At 68.3% G+C, this 19,952-nt stretch carries 12 protein-coding genes; 3 read left to right on the plus strand and 9 right to left on the minus strand.

The genetic code is table 11. From position 1 onward, the window contains the following. Positions 1–89: 89 nt before the first annotated feature. Entirely contained in the window at positions 90–827 is a 738-nt protein-coding gene (locus AMK11_RS09565) for an ABC transporter ATP-binding protein (RefSeq protein ID WP_073725139.1), read from the plus strand. Beyond that, positions 821–3,307 (plus strand): FtsX-like permease family protein, encoded by a 2,487-nt coding sequence (locus AMK11_RS09570; protein WP_073725142.1) that lies wholly within the window; start codon positions 821–823, stop codon positions 3,305–3,307. The genes AMK11_RS09565 and AMK11_RS09570 overlap by 7 nt, the downstream gene beginning before the upstream one ends. A gap of 22 nt (positions 3,308–3,329) precedes the next feature. Here AMK11_RS09570 and AMK11_RS09575 read toward each other — a convergent pair whose 3' ends face one another. From AMK11_RS09575 to rpsL, 5 genes are all read right to left on the minus strand, one after another. Then, positions 3,330–4,217 (minus strand): hypothetical protein, encoded by an 888-nt coding sequence (locus AMK11_RS09575; RefSeq protein WP_073725712.1) that lies wholly within the window; start codon positions 4,215–4,217, stop codon positions 3,330–3,332. A 198-nt stretch (positions 4,218–4,415) separates the two neighbouring features. Beyond that, positions 4,416–5,609: an elongation factor Tu gene (gene tuf / locus AMK11_RS09580; protein ID WP_073725144.1), complete on the minus strand. Its 1,194-nt coding sequence runs from the start codon at positions 5,607–5,609 to the stop codon at positions 4,416–4,418. A gap of 172 nt (positions 5,610–5,781) precedes the next feature. Next, positions 5,782–7,908: an elongation factor G gene (gene fusA, locus AMK11_RS09585; RefSeq protein WP_073725146.1), complete on the minus strand. Its 2,127-nt coding sequence runs from the start codon at positions 7,906–7,908 to the stop codon at positions 5,782–5,784. A 39-nt stretch (positions 7,909–7,947) separates the two neighbouring features. Then, complete coding sequence (rpsG, locus tag AMK11_RS09590; RefSeq protein WP_003974303.1) at positions 7,948–8,418, minus strand: 30S ribosomal protein S7; 471 nt, start codon at positions 8,416–8,418, stop codon at positions 7,948–7,950. Between the two features lie 2 nt (positions 8,419–8,420). Next, positions 8,421–8,792: a 30S ribosomal protein S12 gene (rpsL, locus tag AMK11_RS09595; protein WP_003948652.1), complete on the minus strand. Its 372-nt coding sequence runs from the start codon at positions 8,790–8,792 to the stop codon at positions 8,421–8,423. A gap of 365 nt (positions 8,793–9,157) precedes the next feature. Between rpsL and AMK11_RS09600 the strand changes: the two genes are divergently transcribed. Further along, complete coding sequence (locus AMK11_RS09600) at positions 9,158–10,492, plus strand: hypothetical protein (protein WP_143194567.1); 1,335 nt, start codon at positions 9,158–9,160, stop codon at positions 10,490–10,492. Positions 10,493–10,561: 69 nt separating this feature from the next. Here the strand turns inward: AMK11_RS09600 and AMK11_RS09605 are convergent, their stop codons facing one another. From AMK11_RS09605 to rplJ, 4 genes are all read right to left on the minus strand, one after another. Beyond that, entirely contained in the window at positions 10,562–14,461 is a 3,900-nt protein-coding gene (locus tag AMK11_RS09605; RefSeq protein ID WP_073725150.1) for a DNA-directed RNA polymerase subunit beta', read from the minus strand. Positions 14,462–14,558: 97 nt separating this feature from the next. Continuing rightward, positions 14,559–18,044 carry a DNA-directed RNA polymerase subunit beta gene (gene rpoB, locus AMK11_RS09610; RefSeq protein WP_073725152.1) on the minus strand — a complete coding sequence of 1,162 codons (3,486 nt, stop codon included), beginning with the start codon at positions 18,042–18,044 and terminating at the stop codon, positions 14,559–14,561. Positions 18,045–18,632: 588 nt separating this feature from the next. Beyond that, entirely contained in the window at positions 18,633–19,022 is a 390-nt protein-coding gene (rplL, locus tag AMK11_RS09620; RefSeq protein ID WP_073725154.1) for a 50S ribosomal protein L7/L12, read from the minus strand. Positions 19,023–19,137: 115 nt separating this feature from the next. Then, on the minus strand, positions 19,138–19,668 hold the full coding sequence (rplJ, locus tag AMK11_RS09625) for a 50S ribosomal protein L10 (protein ID WP_073725156.1): 531 nt from the start codon (positions 19,666–19,668) through the stop codon (positions 19,138–19,140). Positions 19,669–19,952 lie beyond the last annotated feature (284 nt).

The following is a 19,952-nucleotide window of genomic DNA, read 5'->3' on the forward strand; positions in this document are numbered from 1 at the left end:
CCCCGCTCTCGCCCCTGCCGCACTGCGCCGGTGACGCCCCGCGCGGTTGGCTGGAGGCACCGAGAAACCGAACGACGGGTGGGGTACGAGTGACCGACGACGCGATCCAGTTGCGCTCCGTGAGCAGGCGGTACGGGTCCGGCGACAGCGCCGTGACGGCCCTCGACGAGGTCTCCCTCGACTTCCCGAGCGGCACCTTCACCGCCGTCATGGGCCCCTCCGGCTCGGGCAAGTCGACGCTGCTCCAGTGCGCCGCCGGCCTGGACCGGCCCACGTCGGGGTCGGTGGTCGTCGGCGGCACGGAGCTGACGGGGCTGAGCGAGCGGCGGCTGACACTGCTGCGCCGCGAGCGCATCGGCTTCGTCTTCCAGGCGTTCAACCTGCTGCCGTCCCTGACCGCCGCGCAGAACGTGGCGCTCCCCCTGCGCCTGGCCGGCCGCCGCCCCTCCCGGTCCCGGGTGCGCGAGGCGCTGGACCGGGTCGGCCTGGCCGACCGCGCCCGGCACCGGCCCACGGAGCTGTCGGGCGGCCAGCAGCAGCGGGTCGCACTGGCCCGCGCCCTGATCACCCGCCCCGAGGTGCTGTTCGCCGACGAGCCGACCGGCGCCCTGGACTCGCGGACCGGCCGCCAGGTACTGGCCCTGCTGCGCGGCATGGTCGACCGCGAGGGCCAGACGGTCGTCTTGGTCACGCACGATCCGGTGGCAGCGGCCTACGCCGATCGTGTGGTCTTCCTCGTGGACGGCCGGCCGGACGGCGAGCTGACCGGGGCGGGCGCCGACGCCATCGCCACCCGCATGACCCGGCTGGAGGCCGCCCCGTGCTGACCGTCGCCCTCCACACCCTGCGCTCCCGCTGGACCACCTTCACCGGCAGCTTCGTCGCCCTGAGTCTGGGCGTCGCGCTGCTCACGGTGACGGGACTGGCACTCGCCTCCTCGTCGGCCGCGCCGGACCGGGCGCCGGAACGGTTCGCCGCCGCGCCCGTCGTGGTCCAAGGGCAGGACACGCTGCGGGTGCCGACGCCGGTCGGCGACCGTACGGAGAAGCTCGCCCGGCCGCGTGCCGTGCCCGCCGGGACGGTCGCCGTGCTGCGGCGGCTCGGGCGGGTCGTCGAGGACCGGTCCTTCCCGGTGCGTGTCGCGGGCGGGCCCGGAGAACGGACCGAGGACTGGCCTGGTGACCTGGTGGGGCACCCGTGGTCCGTCGCCGCGTTCGCCCCGTACGAGATCGCCGCGGGCCGCGCGCCGCGCGCCGCCGGGGAGGTCGTCGTCAGCGGCGGCTGGGCCGCGCCCGGTGAACGGCTCCGTACGGACCGGGGCGTGGTCGAGGTCGTGGGCACCGTGCCCGACCGCGGCTTCGAGAACGCCGTCTTCTACACCGACGCCCAGGCCGCCCGGCTCTCCCCGGTCAGCCTCCAACTCGTGGTCGAGGCGGACCCGTCAGCGGTGCGGGAGGCGGTGCGCGGCGACGCGGGCGTGCGGGTGCTGACCGGGGACGACCGCCGGGACGCCGACGCCCGTCCCGAGCGGGACCGCGAGGCGCTGACCGCGATGAACGCCCTGTTCGGCACGGCCGGTGGCGTCACCGCGTTCGTGTCGGTGTTCGTCGTGGCGTCCACCTTCGCCTTCGCGGTGGCGCAGCGGCGGCGGGAGTTCGGGCTGCTGCGCACCGCCGGGGCCACGCCCGGGCAGGTGCGCCGGACGGTGCTGGCCGAGGGGCTGGCGGTGGGCGTCCTCGCGTCGGCGGCCGGCTGCGCGCTCGGGTCGTACGGCGCCCCGCACCTGGCCGCATGGGTGGTCGACGAGGGCCTGGCACCGGCCTGGTTCACCATCGGCGACCACACGTGGCCGTACCACGCGGCCTTCTGGACGGGGCTGCTCGTCGCGCTGGGCGGCGTGGTCGCGGCGTCCTGGCGGGCCGGCCGGACCGCCCCCGCGCAAGCACTGCGCGAGGCGTCCATGGAAGCCCGGGGCATGACCCGGGGGCGGTGGCTGTGCGGCGTGGCCCTGCTGCTGACCGCGCTGGTGACGCTCACCGTCGCCCTCGTCGACAATCCCGGAGAGCTCCTGCACCGCAAGACGTACGTGAGCCGCCCGATGCTGCTGATCAGCGCGGCGGCGCTGCTCGCCCCCGTCGTGGTGCGGCCTCTGACCCGGCTGCTGACCTGGCTGCCGGCCCGGCTCCCGGGGGCGGCGGGGATGCTGGTGCGGGAGAACGCCTCCGCCGGGGCGCGCCGTACGGCCGCCGTGGCGGCACCGGTACTGGTGACGGTCGCCCTCGCGGGTTCGCTCCTCGGCGCCACCGCGACACTGAACGAGGCCGGCGCCACCCAGGTGCGCGCCCGGACCGCCGCCGACTTCGTGGTCACGGCACCGGACGACACCGGCTTCGACGCGGCTACGGTGAACCGGCTGCGCGCGGTGCCGGGAGCGGCCGCCGTCTCCCCGGCCTCCCCGACCGCCGTGTACATCCTGGAGGAGGACGTGGCCCTCATCGGCTCCGAAGCGCGTGCCGTCGCCGACCCCGCCGCGCTGGCGGCCACCACCCGGCTGCCGCTGGCGGCGGGGAAGGTGACCGACCTGGACGACGGCTCGATCATCGTCAACGAGGAGTGGGAGCGGCATTCGGTCGGCGAGCGCGTACGGGTGTGGCTCGGCGACGGCACGGAGAGGACGCTGCGCATCGCCGCCGTGATGCCCACCGGTACCGGCGACAACGGGGTCTACGTCACCTCCGCCAACGCGCCGGGCGCGCCGGTCGACCGGGTGGACGTCACCGTGGCGGCCGGCTCGGACGCCGATGCGGTGGCCGAGGCGCTGCGCGGGGCGGTGGGACCGGCCGGCGGTCAGGTGTCGGACCGGGTCGCATGGCTGGCGTCCGCGCACCCCGAGACCGGCACCACGACCCGGGCGGGCCTCCTCCTGGTCCTCGGCATCGCCCTGCTCTACACCGGGATCTCGCTGGTCAACACCATGGTGATGGCCACCTCCGACCGGACGCGCGACCTGGCCGCACTGCGGCTGGCGGGTGCCACCAGGTGGCAGGTACTGCGGCTGACCGGCGCGGAGTCGCTGACGGTGGTGGCGGTCGGCGCGGTACTGGGACTGGTCGTGGCCGTCCTCAACCTCGCCGGGATGTGGGGCGCGCTGCGCCTGCTGTCCGTACACAGCACTCCCGACCTGCCGTGGACGGCGCTCGCTGGGGTGATCGGTACCTGCGCGGTACTGGCGGTGATCGCGTCGGTGCTGCCGGCGGCCCTGGCCCTGCGGCGCCGGGCGGTGCGACTGGCGGGAGCACGGGAGTGACCTCGCACTCCCGCACGACGGCTCACTCCCCTTCGGCTCCGAACACCTCCGACGCCGACGAGGCCGTGATCGCCCGGGTGAACCAGACGTCCAGCACACCCATGTCGGTACACCCGGCGATCCTCGCCCGCTCTCCCTCGGACACCACAACACCCCGCCGCTCCAACAACAGCAGAATGGCATCGGCCCGCCCCTCGGCCCGCCCCTCGGCCCTGAGATTCTGCGCGGTCTCCGACTGGAAGAAGGAAAGGTCGGCGGCCATGATCTGCCTCCAGAGTTCCGCGGCCGGCGTCTTGCCGAGGCCTTGTTCCGTGAGCTCGATGAAGATGCTTGCCGTGTTCTCGTCGTCGGCCGACAGGCCCTTCAGGGCCGACGCCAGCGCTTTCAGTATGGCATCGGCGTCCGGGTCCCGGCGGTGCAGCGCCGCGGACAGCACGGTCAGCGGGATGTCCCGCGCCGCCTCGTCGGGGCTGTCGATCACGGGCAGCTGGTCCGGCCCGAGGACCAGTGGCCGCACGGTGAGCGAGGGCCACTGCGGTGGGCCGATGTCGACCTCCCTGGACGCCCAGGCAGCCGTACGCCGGTCGGCGCAGACGACCAGCAGGACCGGGGGCAGCCGGTACTTGGCGTGCAGGTGCGACAAGTAGTACGCCCAGCTCGCGGGCTTGTCGCGGTCCTGCTTTCCCTGCGACTCGACGGCGAGCAGGAAGCTGCCGTTGTCGCCGGTCTCCATGCGCAGCAGCGTGTCGACGCGCCGTTCCACCGGGCGGTTCTCGGTGAGGTCGGTGGTGAGCGGTACCGCGGAGACCGGTTCGGCGAAGGAGACGCCGAGCGCCTTGACGGCACGGGCGAAGAGCGCCGGATCCTCCTGGAAGATCCGGTGCAGCGCCTCGTGGGATGAACTGACCATGCGGCGAATGTAGAAGAGCACCGGACATTGCCAGGTACATATGCCGATCGTTACCGCGGACGAGTGACAACTGGGCCGCCACCATTGACGCGCGCAGGCCTCCGGCAACGACGAAGGGGCCCGCACGACCGAAGTCGTGCGGGCCCCTCCTCAGGCATCAGCCCATGTCAGGTCAGTTGACCGACAAGCAAGCGGAGCTTACTTGTTGATCTTGGTGACCTGGCCGGCGCCGACCGTCCGGCCACCCTCGCGGATGGCGAACTTCAGGCCCTCTTCCATGGCGACGGGCTGGATGAGCTCCACCTTCATCTCGGTGTTGTCACCCGGCATGACCATCTCGGTGCCCTCGGGGAGGGTCACGACGCCGGTCACGTCCGTCGTACGGAAGTAGAACTGCGGACGGTAGTTGTTGAAGAACGGCGTGTGGCGGCCACCCTCGTCCTTGGACAGGATGTAGGCCTGGGCCTCGAACTCGGTGTGCGGGGTGACCGAGCCCGGCTTGATGATGACCTGGCCGCGCTCGACGTCCTCGCGCTTGATGCCGCGGAGCAGCAGACCGACGTTCTCACCGGCCTGGCCCTCGTCGAGCAGCTTGCGGAACATCTCGATGCCGGTGACCGTGGTGGTGGTCTTCTCGGTCTTGATGCCGATGATGTCGACGGTCTCGTTGACCTTGAGGACACCACGCTCGATGCGGCCGGTGACGACCGTACCGCGACCGGTGATGGTGAAGACGTCCTCGATCGGCATCAGGAACGGCTTGTCGACGTCGCGCTCGGGCTCCGGGATGGCCTCGTCCACGGCCTTCATGAGCTCGAGGACCGAGTTGCCCCACTCCTTGTCGCCCTCGAGGGCCTTCAGAGCGGAGACCTTGACGACGGGAACGTCGTCGCCCGGGAACTCGTACTCGGAGAGGAGCTCACGGACCTCGAGCTCGACGAGCTCCAGGATCTCCTCGTCGTCCACCATGTCGGCCTTGTTCAGGGCGACGACGATGTACGGAACGCCGACCTGGCGGGCCAGGAGCACGTGCTCCTTGGTCTGCGGCATCGGGCCGTCGGTGGCGGCGACCACGAGGATGGCGCCGTCCATCTGCGCGGCACCCGTGATCATGTTCTTGATGTAGTCCGCGTGACCGGGGCAGTCGACGTGGGCGTAGTGACGCGTCTCGGTCTGGTACTCGACGTGCGCGATGGAGATGGTGATACCGCGCTGGCGCTCCTCGGGCGCCTTGTCGATCATGTCGAAGGCCGAGGCCTCGTTCAGGTCCGGGTACGCGTCGTGCAGCACCTTGGTAATGGCGGCCGTGAGGGTCGTCTTACCGTGGTCGATGTGACCGATGGTGCCGATGTTGACGTGCGGCTTAGTCCGCTCGAACTTCGCCTTCGCCACTGGGGTCCTCCTGTGGAGTGGTTCTGTACGCCTTACTCATCGGCGCCAGGTGATCTTTGCTGGAAAGCCCGGGTGCCGGGGGCATTCCGCCGGTTCACGGCGGAATGCCCCATGCAGGCTCCGGGGTCAAGCCTAAAGCGTGTTTACGGGGTCCGTTAAACGGAGTAGTCCGTTACTCGCCCTTGGCCTTCGCGATGATCTCCTCGGCGACGTTCCGGGGAACCTCGGCGTAGGAGTCGAACTGCATCGAGTAGCTTGCGCGACCCGACGTCTTGCTGCGGAGGTCGCCGACGTAGCCGAACATCTCCGACAGGGGCACGAGGCCCTTGACGACGCGGGCGCCCGCACGCTCCTCCATGGCCTGGATCTGGCCACGGCGGGAGTTGATGTCGCCGATGACCTCACCCATGTAGTCCTCGGGCGTGGTGACCTCGACGGCCATCATCGGCTCCAGGAGCACGGGCGAAGCCTTGCGCGCGGCCTCCTTGAAGGCCTGCGAACCGGCGATCTTGAAGGCGAGCTCGGAGGAGTCGACCTCGTGGTAGCCACCGTCGATGAGCGTGACGCGGACGCCCGTCATCTCGTAGCCGGCCAGGATGCCGAACTGCATGGCCTCCTGCGCACCGGCGTCCACCGAAGGGATGTACTCCTTCGGGATGCGGCCACCGGTGACCTTGTTCACGAACTCGTACGAGGCGTCGCCGCCCTCGATCGGCTCGATCGCGATCTGCACCTTGGCGAACTGACCGGTACCACCGGTCTGCTTCTTGTGGGTGTAGTCCACGCGCTCGACGGTCTTGCGGATCGTCTCACGGTACGCGACCTGCGGCTTGCCGACGTTGGCCTCGACCTTGAACTCGCGCTTCATCCGGTCGACCAGCACCTCGAGGTGAAGCTCGCCCATACCGCCGATGACGGTCTGGCCGGTCTCCTCGTTGGTGTGCACCTGGAAGGAGGGGTCCTCCTCCGCGAGACGCTGGATGGCGACACCCAGCTTCTCCTGGTCGCCCTTGGACTTGGGCTCGATCGCGACCTCGATGACCGGCGCCGGGAAGTCCATGGACTCCAGGATGACCGGGTTCTTGTCGTCGGACAGCGTCTCACCGGTGGTGGTCTGCTTCAGGCCCATGACGGCGACGATGTCGCCGGCGCCCACCGACTCGATCTCCTCACGCTTGTTCGCGTGCATGCGGTAGATCTTGCCGATGCGCTCCTTCTTGCCCTTGACGGAGTTCAGCACGGCGGTGCCGGACACCAGGCGGCCCGAGTAGACCCGGACGAAGGTGAGCTTGCCGAGGTGCGGGTCGCTCATGATCTTGAACGCGAGCGCGGCCAGCGGCTCGTCCTCGGACGGCTTGCGCTTGACGACGACCTCGGGGTCCTTGACGTCCTGGCCCTCGATGGCCTCGACGTCGAGCGGGGTCGGCAGGTAGCGCACGACCGCGTCGAGCAGGGGCTGGACGCCCTTGTTCTTGAACGCGGTGCCGCAGAACACCGGGGTGACGGTGGTCTCGTCGGACTTGCCGGACGCGATGGTGATACGACGGATCGCGGCGTACAGCTGCTCCTCGGTGGGTTCCTGGCCCTCCAGGAACAGCTCCATGATCTCTTCGTCGTTCTCCGCGACGGCCTCGACCAGCTTGCCGCGCCACTCCTCGGCGGCCTCGGTGTGCGTGGCCGGGATGTCGACGGTCTCGTACATCTCGCCCTTGGCCGCGTCGGCGGACCACACGAGCGCCTTCATGCGGACGAGGTCCACGACGCCCTGGAAGTCGGCCTCGGCACCGATCGGGAGCTGCATGACGAGCGGCTGGGCGCCCAGGCGGTCCGAGATCATCTCCACGCAGCGGTGGAACTCGGCGCCGGTACGGTCCAGCTTGTTGACGAAGCAGATGCGCGGCACGCCGTAACGGTCGGCCTGACGCCACACCGTCTCGGACTGCGGCTCGACACCGGCGACACCGTCGAACACGGTCACGGCACCGTCGAGCACACGCAGGGAACGCTCCACCTCGACGGTGAAGTCGACGTGCCCCGGGGTGTCGATGATGTTGATCGTGTAGTCGTTGTCCTCGAGCGGCCAGTGGCAGGTGGTCGCAGCAGACGTGATCGTGATGCCACGCTCCTGCTCCTGCTCCATCCAGTCCATCGTGGCGGCGCCGTCGTGGACCTCACCGATCTTGTACGACACACCCGTGTAGAACAGGATCCGCTCGGTGGTGGTCGTCTTGCCCGCGTCGATGTGGGCCATGATCCCGATGTTGCGGACCTTGGCCAGGTCAAGTGAAGTGGTAGCCATAAGGCTTCAGTCTTCTCTCGGTCTCGATGTGGGTAGCGACTACCAGCGGTAGTGCGCGAAGGCCTTGTTGGACTCGGCCATCTTGTGCGTGTCCTCGCGCTTCTTCACAGCGGCACCGAGGCCGTTGGAGGCGTCGAGGAGCTCGTTGAGCAGACGCTCGGTCATGGTCTTCTCGCGACGGGCGCGGGAGTAACCGACCAGCCAGCGCAGCGCGAGGGTGTTGGCGCGACCGGGCTTGACCTCGATCGGCACCTGGTACGTCGCACCACCGACACGGCGGGACTTGACCTCGAGGGTCGGCTTGATGTTCTCGAGAGCGCGCTTGAGCGTGATGACCGGGTCGTTGCCGGTCTTCTCGCGCAGGCCCTCCATGGCGCCGTAGACGATGCGCTCGGCGGTGGAGCGCTTGCCGTTCAGCAGCACCTTGTTGATCAGGGAGGTCACCAGAGGAGAACCGTAGACCGGGTCGATGATGACCGGGCGCTTCGGGGCGGGGCCCTTACGAGGCATTCTTACTTCTCCTTCTTGGCGCCGTAGCGGCTGCGGGCCTGCTTGCGGTTCTTGACACCCTGGGTGTCGAGCGAACCGCGGATGATCTTGTAGCGAACACCAGGCAGGTCCTTCACACGGCCGCCGCGCACGAGCACGATGGAGTGCTCCTGCAGGTTGTGCCCCTCACCCGGAATGTAAGCGGTGACCTCGATCCCGCTGGTCAGACGCACACGCGCGACCTTACGCAGGGCCGAGTTCGGCTTCTTCGGGGTGGTCGTGAACACACGCGTGCAGACGCCGCGACGCTGAGGGGAACCCTCGAGTGCGGGCGTCTTGTTCTTCTCGACCTTGTCCTGCCGGCCCTTACGGACCAGCTGCTGGATCGTAGGCACTACTTCTCCGGTTTCTGTGTGCCGAATGGTAAAGCTAACCTGGAACATCGCCGACCCACGCGGTCGGGTGTGTCGAAGCCGCGAGCTCCGGCCGCAGGGCGGAAGAAGACGCGATTTACGGTGGCCACGCACGCCCCGGTGCGGTCGTAGGCACGCACGAGGGCCAGGGCACACCCCAGGCACAAGGTCTGAGCGTACCTATCGCATTTGCTGCGGTCAAAACAAATGCCTCAGGGGCGCGAGTGGACGGGCCGGAACCAGACCCTTCCCGGGTCGGCGCGGACGGCTCATCCGTATGATCATCCGGCCCCGGCGGTACTGACCATCGAGAGGACGTGCGGAGCATGCGCAGGACGATGTCCGTGGTGAGCACCACACTGGCGGCGCTGGTACTGGCCGGCTGCGGCGGAGGCGGCTCCCCGGACGCGACGGACGCGAACAAGGGTTCCGCCTCGCCGTCCCGCGGAACGTCCCCCGACCCGGAGGGTCCCTCGGAGCTGCTGACCGTCCCCTCCGCCTACGACCCGAAGCGGGGTTGGCAGCACACTCTGGACTGGATGCCGGAGGACTACGCCGCGCAGCCCCTGACAGCCGTCGGCACCCGCACCGACACGGTCGCCTATGTGGACACCACCGAGGACGGGTACGTCGTTCAGGTGCGGGACGCCTCCACAGGTGCGGTCCGCTTCACGAGTCGGCCCTGGGATCCCCCCGCCCCCACGGAGGCCGACGGCCTGATGAGTGGCCCGGTGCTGCTGCCCTCCGTGGCCACGGCTGTCCAGGACGGTCGTGAGTACGTCGTGCTGTGGGCCCACGGCGAGACCGGCGGGGACGCCCTCAACAAGGGCAAGCAGTCCGTCCGCCTCCAGGTGTTTCCGGCCGACGCCTCGGGCAGCGCGGTGGCTCCGGCCCGCGAGATCGACATCCCGGTCGAACTGTCGGCATTCGGCGAAGACCGCCTCCGGGTGGCCGACTTCGGCACAGGTCTGGAGGTCCACTGGGAGTCGGAGAACACCGACAGGAACGCCGTCGCGGTGGACGTCACCAGCGGTACGCTCGACCGCTGCGCGGACGCCTGCGCCGAGGGCATCGGCCGTATCGGGACCGACGAGGGCTGGGTCGTCTCCGACCGCTCCCAGGGCGCCGTGTCGATGCCCGGCGTCTGGGACATCCGTGACGCGGCCCCGCCCGGCGCCACGTACCCGGACGACACGGCGAGCAACGAGTTCGTGGGCGTCGCCGGCGGTCGTCTCCTCACCCGGTGGCAGGCCGAGTCCGGCAGTGTCGTGCAGCCCCTGACCGCCCTGCACGACGCGACCACGGGCAAGCTGGAGACCAGCGTCGTCTGCGACCGCCCGGACGGCGAGAAGGCCGTCGCCTCCCCCGACGGCCGCTTCGTCGCCGCCGGCACCGTCGCCTTCGACCTCCAGCGGCGCAGCGGCCACTGCCTCGACGCGGGTGCGGAACGCAAGGCCAGCGTGTACATCTGGTCGATCGCCGACGGCGGCACCGCCTACGGCACGCTCGACGACACGCGCACGGACAACGAGCAGACCGCCGAGGTCGACCTTTCCACCGGCACCCCCCGGCTCCTCCCCGAAGGCACCCTCGTTCCCGACCTGACCCTGAAGACCACCGGCGTCTTCCTGACCCCGAGCCCCACCTACGGCCTGCTGATCTCGGTGCTCCACACCCGGTGACACCGCTCACGCCGAAGGGCGGCCACCCCGTGGGGTGACCGCCCTTCATGCGATCAAGCGACTGCTCGCTTACTGGTTGTACGGACCGTAGTCGTAGTCCTCCAGCGGAACGGCCTGGCCGGAGCCCGTGCCGAACGGCGAGTAGTCGATGTCGTCGTAGCCGACGGCCGAGTACATCGCGGCCTTGGCCTCCTCGGTCGGCTCGACCCGGATGTTGCGGTAGCGGGACAGGCCCGTACCGGCCGGGATGAGCTTACCGATGATGACGTTCTCCTTGAGGCCGATGAGGCTGTCGGACTTGGCGTTGATCGCCGCGTCCGTCAGGACTCGGGTCGTCTCCTGGAAGGAGGCGGCCGACAGCCAGGATTCCGTCGCCAGCGAGGCCTTGGTGATACCCATCAGCTGCGGACGACCGGAGGCCGGGTGACCGCCCTCCTGGACCACACGACGGTTCTCGGTCTCGAACTTCGAGCGCTCCACCAGCTCGCCGGGCAGCAGCTCGGCGTCGCCGGACTCGATGATCGTCACGCGGCGCAGCATCTGCCGGATGATGATCTCGATGTGCTTGTCGTGGATCGACACGCCCTGCGAGTTGTAGACCTTCTGGACCTCGCCGACCAGGTGGACCTGGACGGCACGCTGACCCAGGATGCGCAGCACGTCGTGCGGGTTGGTGGCACCCACGGTGAGCTTCTGGCCCACCTCGACGTGGTCGCCCTCGCCCACCAGCAGACGGGCACGCTTCGAGATCGGGAACGCCGTCTCGTCGCTGCCGTCGTCCGGGGTGACGACGATCTTCTTGGTCTTCTCGGTCTCCTCGATCCGGACACGGCCGGAGGCCTCGGAGATCGGGGCGACACCCTTCGGGGTACGGGCCTCGAAGAGCTCGACGACACGCGGCAGACCCTGGGTGATGTCGTCACCGGCCACACCACCGGTGTGGAAGGTACGCATCGTCAGCTGGGTACCGGGCTCACCGATGGACTGGGCGGCGATGATGCCGACCGCCTCACCGATGTCGACCAGCTTGCCGGTGGCCAGCGAGCGGCCGTAGCACATGGCGCAGGTGCCGACCTGGGACTCGCAGGTCAGGATCGAGCGGGTCTTGACCTCCTCGACACCGTGGCGCACGAGCTGGTCGATGAGCACGTCACCGAGGTCGACGTTGGCCGGCGCGATCACCTTGCCGTCGATGACGACGTCCTCGGCGAGCATGCGGGCGTAGACGCTGGTCTCGACGTCCTCGGTCTTGCGCAGCGTGCCGTCCGCGTCGCGCGAGGCGATCGGCAGCTTGAGGCCGCGCTCGGTGCCGCAGTCCTCCTCGCGAATGATGACGTCCTGGGAGACGTCGACCAGACGACGCGTGAGGTAACCCGAGTCGGCGGTACGCAGAGCGGTGTCCGCCAGACCCTTACGGGCACCGTGCGTGGAGATGAAGTACTCCAGCACGGACAGGCCCTCACGGAAGGAGGCCTTGATCGGACGCGGGATCGTCTCGTTCTTCGCGTTCGACACCAGACCACGCATACCGGCGATCTGACGCATCTGCATCATGTTGCCTCGTGCGCCCGAGTTCACCATCATGAAGATCGGGTTGGTCTTCGGGAAGTTGTCGTTCATCGCCTCGGCGACCTCGTTGGTCGCCTTGGTCCAGATCGCGATGAGCTCCTGCGTGCGCTCGTCCTTGGTGATCAGACCGCGCTCGTACTGCTTCTGGACCTTCTCGTCCTGCGCCTCGTAGCCGCGGACGATCTCCTTCTTCGCCTCGGGAACGACGACGTCGGAGATGGCCACGGTCACGCCGGAACGGGTGGCCCAGAAGAAGCCGGCCGCCTTCAGGTTGTCGAGCGTCGCCGCCACGATGACCTTCGGGTAGCGCTCGGCGAGGTCGTTGACGATCTCGGAGAGCTGCTTCTTGCCCACCTCGTAGTCGACGAAGGGGTAGTCCTCGGGCAGCAGCTCGTTGAAGAGCGCGCGGCCCAGCGTGGTCTTCAGGGTGAAGGTGTCACCCTGCTGCCACTCCGGCTCACCCTCCTCGCGGGCCGGGGGCTCCCAGCCGCGGGGCGGGATGGTGCCCACCGGGAAGCGGATGTCGACCTTCGACTGGAGCGACAGGTCGCCCGCGTCGAACGCCATGATCGCCTCGGCGGCGGACCCGAAGGCACGGCCCTCGCCCTTGAGGTCGCGGCCCTCGCCGTCGGTGGTGAGGAAGAACAGACCGAGGACCATGTCCTGGGTCGGCATCGTCACCGGACGGCCGTCGGCCGGCTTGAGGATGTTGTTCGAGGACAGCATCAGGATGCGGGCCTCGGCCTGCGCCTCCGCGGAGAGCGGCAGGTGGACGGCCATCTGGTCACCGTCGAAGTCCGCGTTGAACGCGGTGCAGACGAGCGGGTGGATCTGGATGGCCTTGCCCTCGACCAGCTGCGGCTCGAAGGCCTGGATGCCGAGGCGGTGCAGCGTGGGCGCGCGGTTCAGCAGAACCGGGTGCTCCGCGATGACCTCTTCGAGCACGTCGTACACGACCGTGCGGCCGCGCTCGACCATGCGCTTGGCGCTCTTGATGTTCTGCGCGTGGTTCAGGTCGACCAGGCGCTTCATCACGAACGGCTTGAAGAGCTCCAGCGCCATGGCCTTGGGCAGACCGCACTGGTGCAGCTTCAGCTGCGGGCCGACGACGATGACGGAACGCGCCGAGTAGTCGACTCGCTTGCCGAGCAGGTTCTGACGGAAGCGGCCCTGCTTGCCCTTGAGCATGTCGCTCAGGGACTTCAGCGGGCGGTTGCCCGGACCGGTCACCGGGCGACCACGACGACCGTTGTCGAAGAGGGCGTCCACGGCCTCCTGGAGCATGCGCTTCTCGTTGTTCACGATGATCTCGGGCGCGCCGAGGTCGAGAAGCCGCTTCAGGCGGTTGTTGCGGTTGATGACACGGCGGTACAGGTCGTTCAGGTCGGAGGTCGCGAAGCGGCCACCGTCCAGCTGCACCATCGGACGCAGGTCCGGCGGGATGACCGGCACGCAGTCCAGCACCATGCCCTTGGGGCTGTTGCTGGTCTGCAGGAACGCGGAGACGACCTTGAGGCGCTTGAGCGCACGGGTCTTCTTCTGGCCCTTGCCGGTGCGGATGATCTCGCGGAGGCGCTCGGCCTCCTCGTCGAGGTCGAAGGACTCCAGGCGCTTCTGCAGGGCAGCCGCACCCATGGAGCCGTCGAAGTAGGTGCCGAAGCGGTCGCGCAGCTCGCGGTAGAGCAGCTCGTCGCCCTCCAGGTCCTGGACCTTGAGGTTCTTGAACCGGTTCCACACCTCGTCGAGGCGGTCGATCTCGCGCTGCGCACGGTCGCGCAGCTGCTTCATCTCACGCTCGGCACCCTCGCGCACCTTGCGGCGCACGTCGGCCTTGGCGCCCTCGGCCTCCAGCTCGGCCAGGTCGGTCTCGAGCTTCTTGGCGCGGGCCTCCAGGTCGGAGTCGCGGCGCTGCTCGATCTGCTGGCGCTCGACGGAGACGTGGGCCTCCAGCGAGGGCAGATCGCGCGTGCGGCGCTCCTCGTCCACGAAGGTGATCATGTACGCGGCGAAGTAGATGACCTTCTCGAGGTCCTTCGGCGCCAGGTCCAGCAGGTAGCCCAGGCGCGACGGGACGCCCTTGAAGTACCAGATGTGGGTGACGGGGGCGGCCAGCTCGATGTGGCCCATCCGCTCACGGCGCACCTTGGCGCGCGTGACCTCGACGCCGCAGCGCTCACAGATGATGCCCTTGAAGCGGACGCGCTTGTACTTGCCGCAGTAGCACTCCCAGTCCCGGGTCGGACCGAAGATCTTCTCGCAGAAGAGTCCGTCCTTCTCGGGCTTGAGGGTGCGGTAGTTGATGGTCTCGGGCTTCTTGACCTCGCCGTGGCTCCACTGACGGATGTCGTCAGCGGTGGCCAGACCGATCCGGAGCTCGTCGAAGAAGTTGACGTCGAGCACTATGCGTCAATCCCTCTCAGGGTTGTAAGTCTGTGGTCTGAAACGGGGGTCGCGGGATCGGCGGGGCCTCCGGGTGGGAGGCCCCGCCTGACTCCCGTCAGACCTCTTCGACGCTGCTCGGCTCGCGCCGCGACAGGTCGATGCCGAGCTCCTCCGCAGCGCGGAAGACGTCCTCGTCGGTGTCACGCATCTCGATGGACATGCCGTCCGAGGACAGCACCTCCACGTTGAGGCACAGGGACTGCATCTCCTTGATGAGCACCTTGAAGGACTCGGGGATGCCGGGCTCAGGGATGTTCTCGCCCTTGACGATGGCCTCGTAGACCTTCACGCGGCCGGTCACGTCGTCGGACTTGATGGTCAGCAGCTCCTGGAGGGCGTACGCGGCGCCGTAAGCCTCCAGCGCCCACACCTCCATCTCACCGAAGCGCTGGCCACCGAACTGGGCCTTACCACCCAGCGGCTGCTGGGTGATCATCGAGTACGGGCCGGTCGACCGGGCGTGCAGCTTGTCGTCGACCAGGTGGTGGAGCTTGAGGATGTACATGTACCCGACCGAGATCGGGTCCGGGAACGGCTCACCGCTGCGGCCGTCGAACAGCCGCGCCTTGCCGGACGGGAGCACCATGCGCTCGCCGTCGCGGTTCGGGATGGTGTGCTGGAGCAGGCCGGCCAGCTCGTCCTCGCGCGCACCGTCGAAGACCGGGGTGGCGACGTTGGTGCCGGGCTCGACCTTGTCGGCGCCGATCGCCTGGAGGCGCTGCGCCCACTCCTCCGCGAGGCCGGAGACGTCCCAGCCGCGGCTGGCGAGCCAGCCGAGGTGGATCTCCAGGACCTGTCCCGGGTTCATTCGGGACGGGACACCCAGCGGGTTCAGGATGATGTCGACGGGCGTGCCGTCCTCCAGGAACGGCATGTCCTCGATCGGGTTGATCTTGGAGATGACGCCCTTGTTGCCATGGCGGCCGGCGAGCTTGTCACCGTCGGTGATCTTGCGCTTCTGCGCGACGTAGACGCGGACCAGCTGGTTCACGCCGGGCGGCAGCTCGTCGCCCTCCTCGCGGTCGAAGACGCGGACGCCGATGACCTTGCCGATCTCACCGTGCGGCACCTTCAGGGAGGTGTCACGGACCTCGCGCGCCTTCTCACCGAAGATCGCGCGGAGCAGGCGCTCCTCCGGGGTCAGCTCGGTCTCACCCTTGGGCGTGACCTTGCCGACGAGGATGTCGCCGGCGACGACCTCGGCACCGATGCGGATGATGCCGCGCTCGTCGAGGTCGGCGAGGACCTCCTCGGAGACGTTCGGGATGTCCCGGGTGATCTCCTCGGGGCCGAGCTTGGTGTCACGGGCGTCGACCTCGTGCTCCTCGATGTGGATCGAGGAGAGGACGTCGTCCTGCACGAGGCGCTGCGACAGGATGATCGCGTCCTCGTAGTTGTGACCCTCCCACGGCATGAACGCGACCAGCAGGTTCTTGCCGAGCGCCATCTCGCCGTTCTCGGTGGCCGGACCGTCGGCCAGGACCTGGCCCTCGATGACCCGGTCGCCCTCGGCGACGATGACCTTCTGGTTGACCGAGGTGCCCTGGTTGGACCGGGAGAACTTGGCCAGGCGGTACGTGATGTACGTGCCGTCGTCGTTGGTGGTGGTGATGTAGTCCGCGGAGACCTCCTGGACCACACCCGCCTTCTCGGCCTTGACCACGTCGCCGGCGTCGGCGGCGGAGCGGTACTCCATGCCGGTGCCGACCAGCGGGGACTCGCTCTTGATGAGCGGCACCGCCTGACGCATCATGTTCGCGCCCATGAGGGCACGGTTGGCGTCGTCGTGCTCGAGGAACGGGATCATGGCGGTCGCGACCGACACCATCTGGCGCGGCGAGACGTCCATGTAGTCGACGTCGTCGCCGGGGACGTAGTCGACCTCGCCGCCACGGCGGCGGACCAGGACGCGGGCCTCGGAGAAGCGCATGTCGTCGTTGAGCGTGGCGTTGGCCTGCGCGATGACGAAGCGGTCCTCCTCGTCGGCGGTCAGGTAGTCCACGTCGTCCGTGACCTGGCCGTCGACGACCTTGCGGTAAGGCGTCTCGATGAAGCCGAAGGGGTTGATCCGGCCGTACGAGGCGAGCGAGCCGATCAGACCGATGTTCGGGCCTTCGGGCGTCTCGATCGGGCACATACGGCCGTAGTGCGACGGGTGCACGTCGCGGACCTCGAAGCCCGCCCGCTCACGGGAGAGACCACCCGGGCCGAGGGCGTTCAGACGACGCTTGTGCGTCAGCCCCGACAGCGGGTTGTTCTGGTCCATGAACTGGGACAGCTGGCTGGTGCCGAAGAACTCCTTGATGGAGGCGACGACCGGCCGGATGTTGATCAGGGTCTGCGGCGTGATCGCCTCGACGTCCTGGGTGGTCATGCGCTCGCGCACGACGCGCTCCATACGGGCGAGACCCGTACGGACCTGGTTCTGGATCAGCTCGCCGACGTTACGGATACGGCGGTTGCCGAAGTGGTCGATGTCGTCGGTCTCGACGACGATCTCCCGGCCCGACTCGCCGATCGTCTCGGTCTCACCGGCGTGCAGCTTCACCAGGTACTTGATGGTGGCGATGACGTCGTCGGTGGTGAGCACGCCGGCGTCCAGCGGCTCGTCCGCGCCGAGCTTCTTGTTGACCTTGTAGCGGCCGACCTTGGCGAGGTCGTAGCGCTTCGGGTTGAAGTACAGGTTCTCCAGAAGCGTCTGCGCGGCCTCACGCGTGGGGGGCTCGCCCGGACGCAGCTTGCGGTAGATGTCGAGCAGCGCGTCGTCCTGGCCCTGGGTGTGGTCCTTCTCCAGGGTGGCGCGCATGGACTCGTACTCGCCGAACTCCTCGAGGATCTGCTCGGTGGTCCAGCCGAGGGCCTTGAGGAGGACGGTCACGGACTGCTTGCGCTTGCGGTCGATGCGCACACCGACCATGTCGCGCTTGTCGATCTCCATCTCCAGCCAGGCACCCCGGGACGGGATGATCTTGGCGGAGAAGATGTCCTTGTCGGACGTCTTGTCGATGGAGGAGTCGAAGTAGACACCCGGCGAACGGACCAGCTGCGACACGACGACACGCTCGGTGCCGTTGATGACGAAGGTGCCCTTGTTGGTCATGAGCGGGAAGTCGCCCATGAAGACCGTCTGGGACTTGATCTCGCCGGTCTCGTTGTTGGTGAACTCGGCGGTGACGAAGAGCGGGGCCGCGTACGTGAAGTCACGGTCCTTGCACTCGTCGATGCTGTTCTTGGGGGGCTCGAAGCGGTGGTCGCGGAACGTCAGCGACATCGACCCGGAGAAGTCCTCGATCGGCGAGATCTCCTCGAAGATCTCCTCCAGACCGGACTTGGTGGGGACGTCCTGACCGGACTCCAGAGCCGACTCGACGCGAGCCTTCCAGGCGTCGTTGCCGAGGAGCCAGTCGAAGCTCTCGGTTTGCAGCGCGAGAAGGTTCGGAACCTCGAGGGGCTCCTTGATCTTTGCAAAGGAGATGCGCAGCGGGGCGGTGCTGGCAGCGTTGTTCGTATTCGCGGTCGAGGCATTGCGCGAGGCGGCCAAGAGGGGGTCCTTCCGAGGGCTCGGACTCACTACGCGCGTACCGGCCCCTCTTCCGTGCACGGAGACAGGGGGTGCCTGATGTGGCTAAAGAGCCAGGTCGGGCATGCTCTGATCGTCAGTGCTCGGGCGAGGGCAGACCCCTGGTGACGGGCAGGGGGCAGCTAACAGGCAGCGCAAAGGGTCAGTGTAGCCACTTGGCACACTGATGTCCAGTGCGGTCCTCGGGAACCGTGTTCACTCCTCGTTGTTCTCACCACCTGTGCGGCAAGGCCTCGCCCTCAACGCACCCAGATACTGCCCTCTTCGCCGTCGATCCATGCCTCGGATTCGGATCCTTTGACGACGCCCTGAGAATTGCGCGCTGCGTGCGGTTCGTCAAGGCCCCCCTTGGCCCGAACCGGTTGCCTCCAGCGGCTCTCAGGGCCCCGGAGACGGCACGACGAAGATCACCATACTCTTCGCCGTCACACGTGCAAGGCAGCCGCCGCCCAACCCCCGGTACGCCGAAGAGCGACCACCCGGATGGATGATCGCTCTTCGGTGCTACGGCGTTACAGACCCTGACGGATCCGTGGTGCCGGTGCGGTCTTACTTGACCTCGACGGAGGCGCCGGCGCCCTTGAGGGACTCGGCGGCCTTGTCAGCGGCCTCCTTGTTGACCTTCTCGAGGACCGGCTTCGGGGTGCCGTCGACGAGGTCCTTGGCCTCCTTCAGACCCAGGGAGGTCAGCTCGCGCACGACCTTGATGACCTGGATCTTCTTGTCGCCGGCGCCGGTGAGGATGACGTCGAACTCGTCCTTCTCCTCCGGGGCGTCGGCAGCGGCACCGGCACCGGCACCACCGGCGACGACGACCGGCGCGGCAGCGGCGGCGGTGACGTCGAACTTCTCCTCGAAGGCCTTCACGAACTCGGAGAGCTCGATGAGGGTCATCTCCTCGAACTGGGCGAGCAGGTCGTCCTGGCTGAGCTTCGCCATGATGGCGGTCCTTCCACTAATTCGGCAGGTGCCGGATGTACGGGGTGAGGCGGGCGTACGTCGGGCCCGCTGCGACCCGTGCCGCTAGGCGGCGTGGGTCAGAAAGCGAGCCGAATTACTCGGCACCGCCCTGCTCGTCCTGCTTGGCACGGAGCGCGTCCACGGTGCGGACGAGCTTCGACGGCAGCGCCTGGAAGACAGAGGCAGCCTGGGACTGCTTGCCCTTCATGGCACCGGCCAGCTTGGAGAGCAGAACCTCGCGGGACTCGAGGTCCGCAAGCTTCTTGATCTCGTCGGCGGACAGCGCCTTGCCGTCAAGGACACCGCCCTTGATGACGAGGTTCGGGTTGTCCTTGGCGAAGTCGCGCAGACCCTTCGCCGACTCCACCGGGTCACCGGTGACGAAGGCGACGGCCGTCGGACCAGCGAAGAGCTGGTCGTCGAGCGTGATCCCGGCCTCGTTGGCCGCAATCTTGGTCAGCGTGTTCTTCACCACGGCGTACTGGGCGTTCTCACCGAGCGACCGGCGCAGCGTCTTGAGCTGCGCCACGGTGAGACCGCGGTACTCGGTCAGCACGGCGGCGTTGGAGCTGCGGAACTTGTCCGTCAGCTCGGCAACCGCGGCAGCCTTTTCGGGCGTCGCCATAGAGCCTCGGCCTCCTTCCGGGTGATTCGGACCGCGCGGACCCGAAGGAGGACTGGGGAAAACGAAACGCCCCGGCGCAGGCGCACGGGGCGTGACTCGACCGGTCGGCACACGCGCGGGGCGCGTACTCCGGGAGTTCATCCACAGTCACCTGCGCGGGTCGTCCGCAGTTCAGCGGATCCTTCGGCCACCGTGACTCTCGCGAGCACACGGCAACGACCAGCGGTCTTTGGCTTCGTGGAAGAGCGTACGTGAACGGGGCAGTGTCAAGCAAATCCACCCGT

The sequence above is a fragment of the Streptomyces sp. CB02414 genome (genome assembly GCF_001905385.1).
Lineage (GTDB): Bacteria > Actinomycetota > Actinomycetes > Streptomycetales > Streptomycetaceae > Streptomyces.

Coding starts and splice junctions, on each gene's coding strand:
- rplJ (WP_073725156.1), bottom strand. CDS start 19,668: ATGGCGACGCCCGAAAAGGCTGCCGCGGTTGCCGAGCTGACGGACAAG.
- AMK11_RS09575 (WP_073725712.1), bottom strand. CDS start 4,217: ATGGTCAGTTCATCCCACGAGGCGCTGCACCGGATCTTCCAGGAGGAT.
- rpsG (WP_003974303.1), bottom strand. CDS start 8,418: ATGCCTCGTAAGGGCCCCGCCCCGAAGCGCCCGGTCATCATCGACCCG.
- rplL (WP_073725154.1), bottom strand. CDS start 19,022: ATGGCGAAGCTCAGCCAGGACGACCTGCTCGCCCAGTTCGAGGAGATG.
- fusA (WP_073725146.1), bottom strand. CDS start 7,908: ATGGCTACCACTTCACTTGACCTGGCCAAGGTCCGCAACATCGGGATC.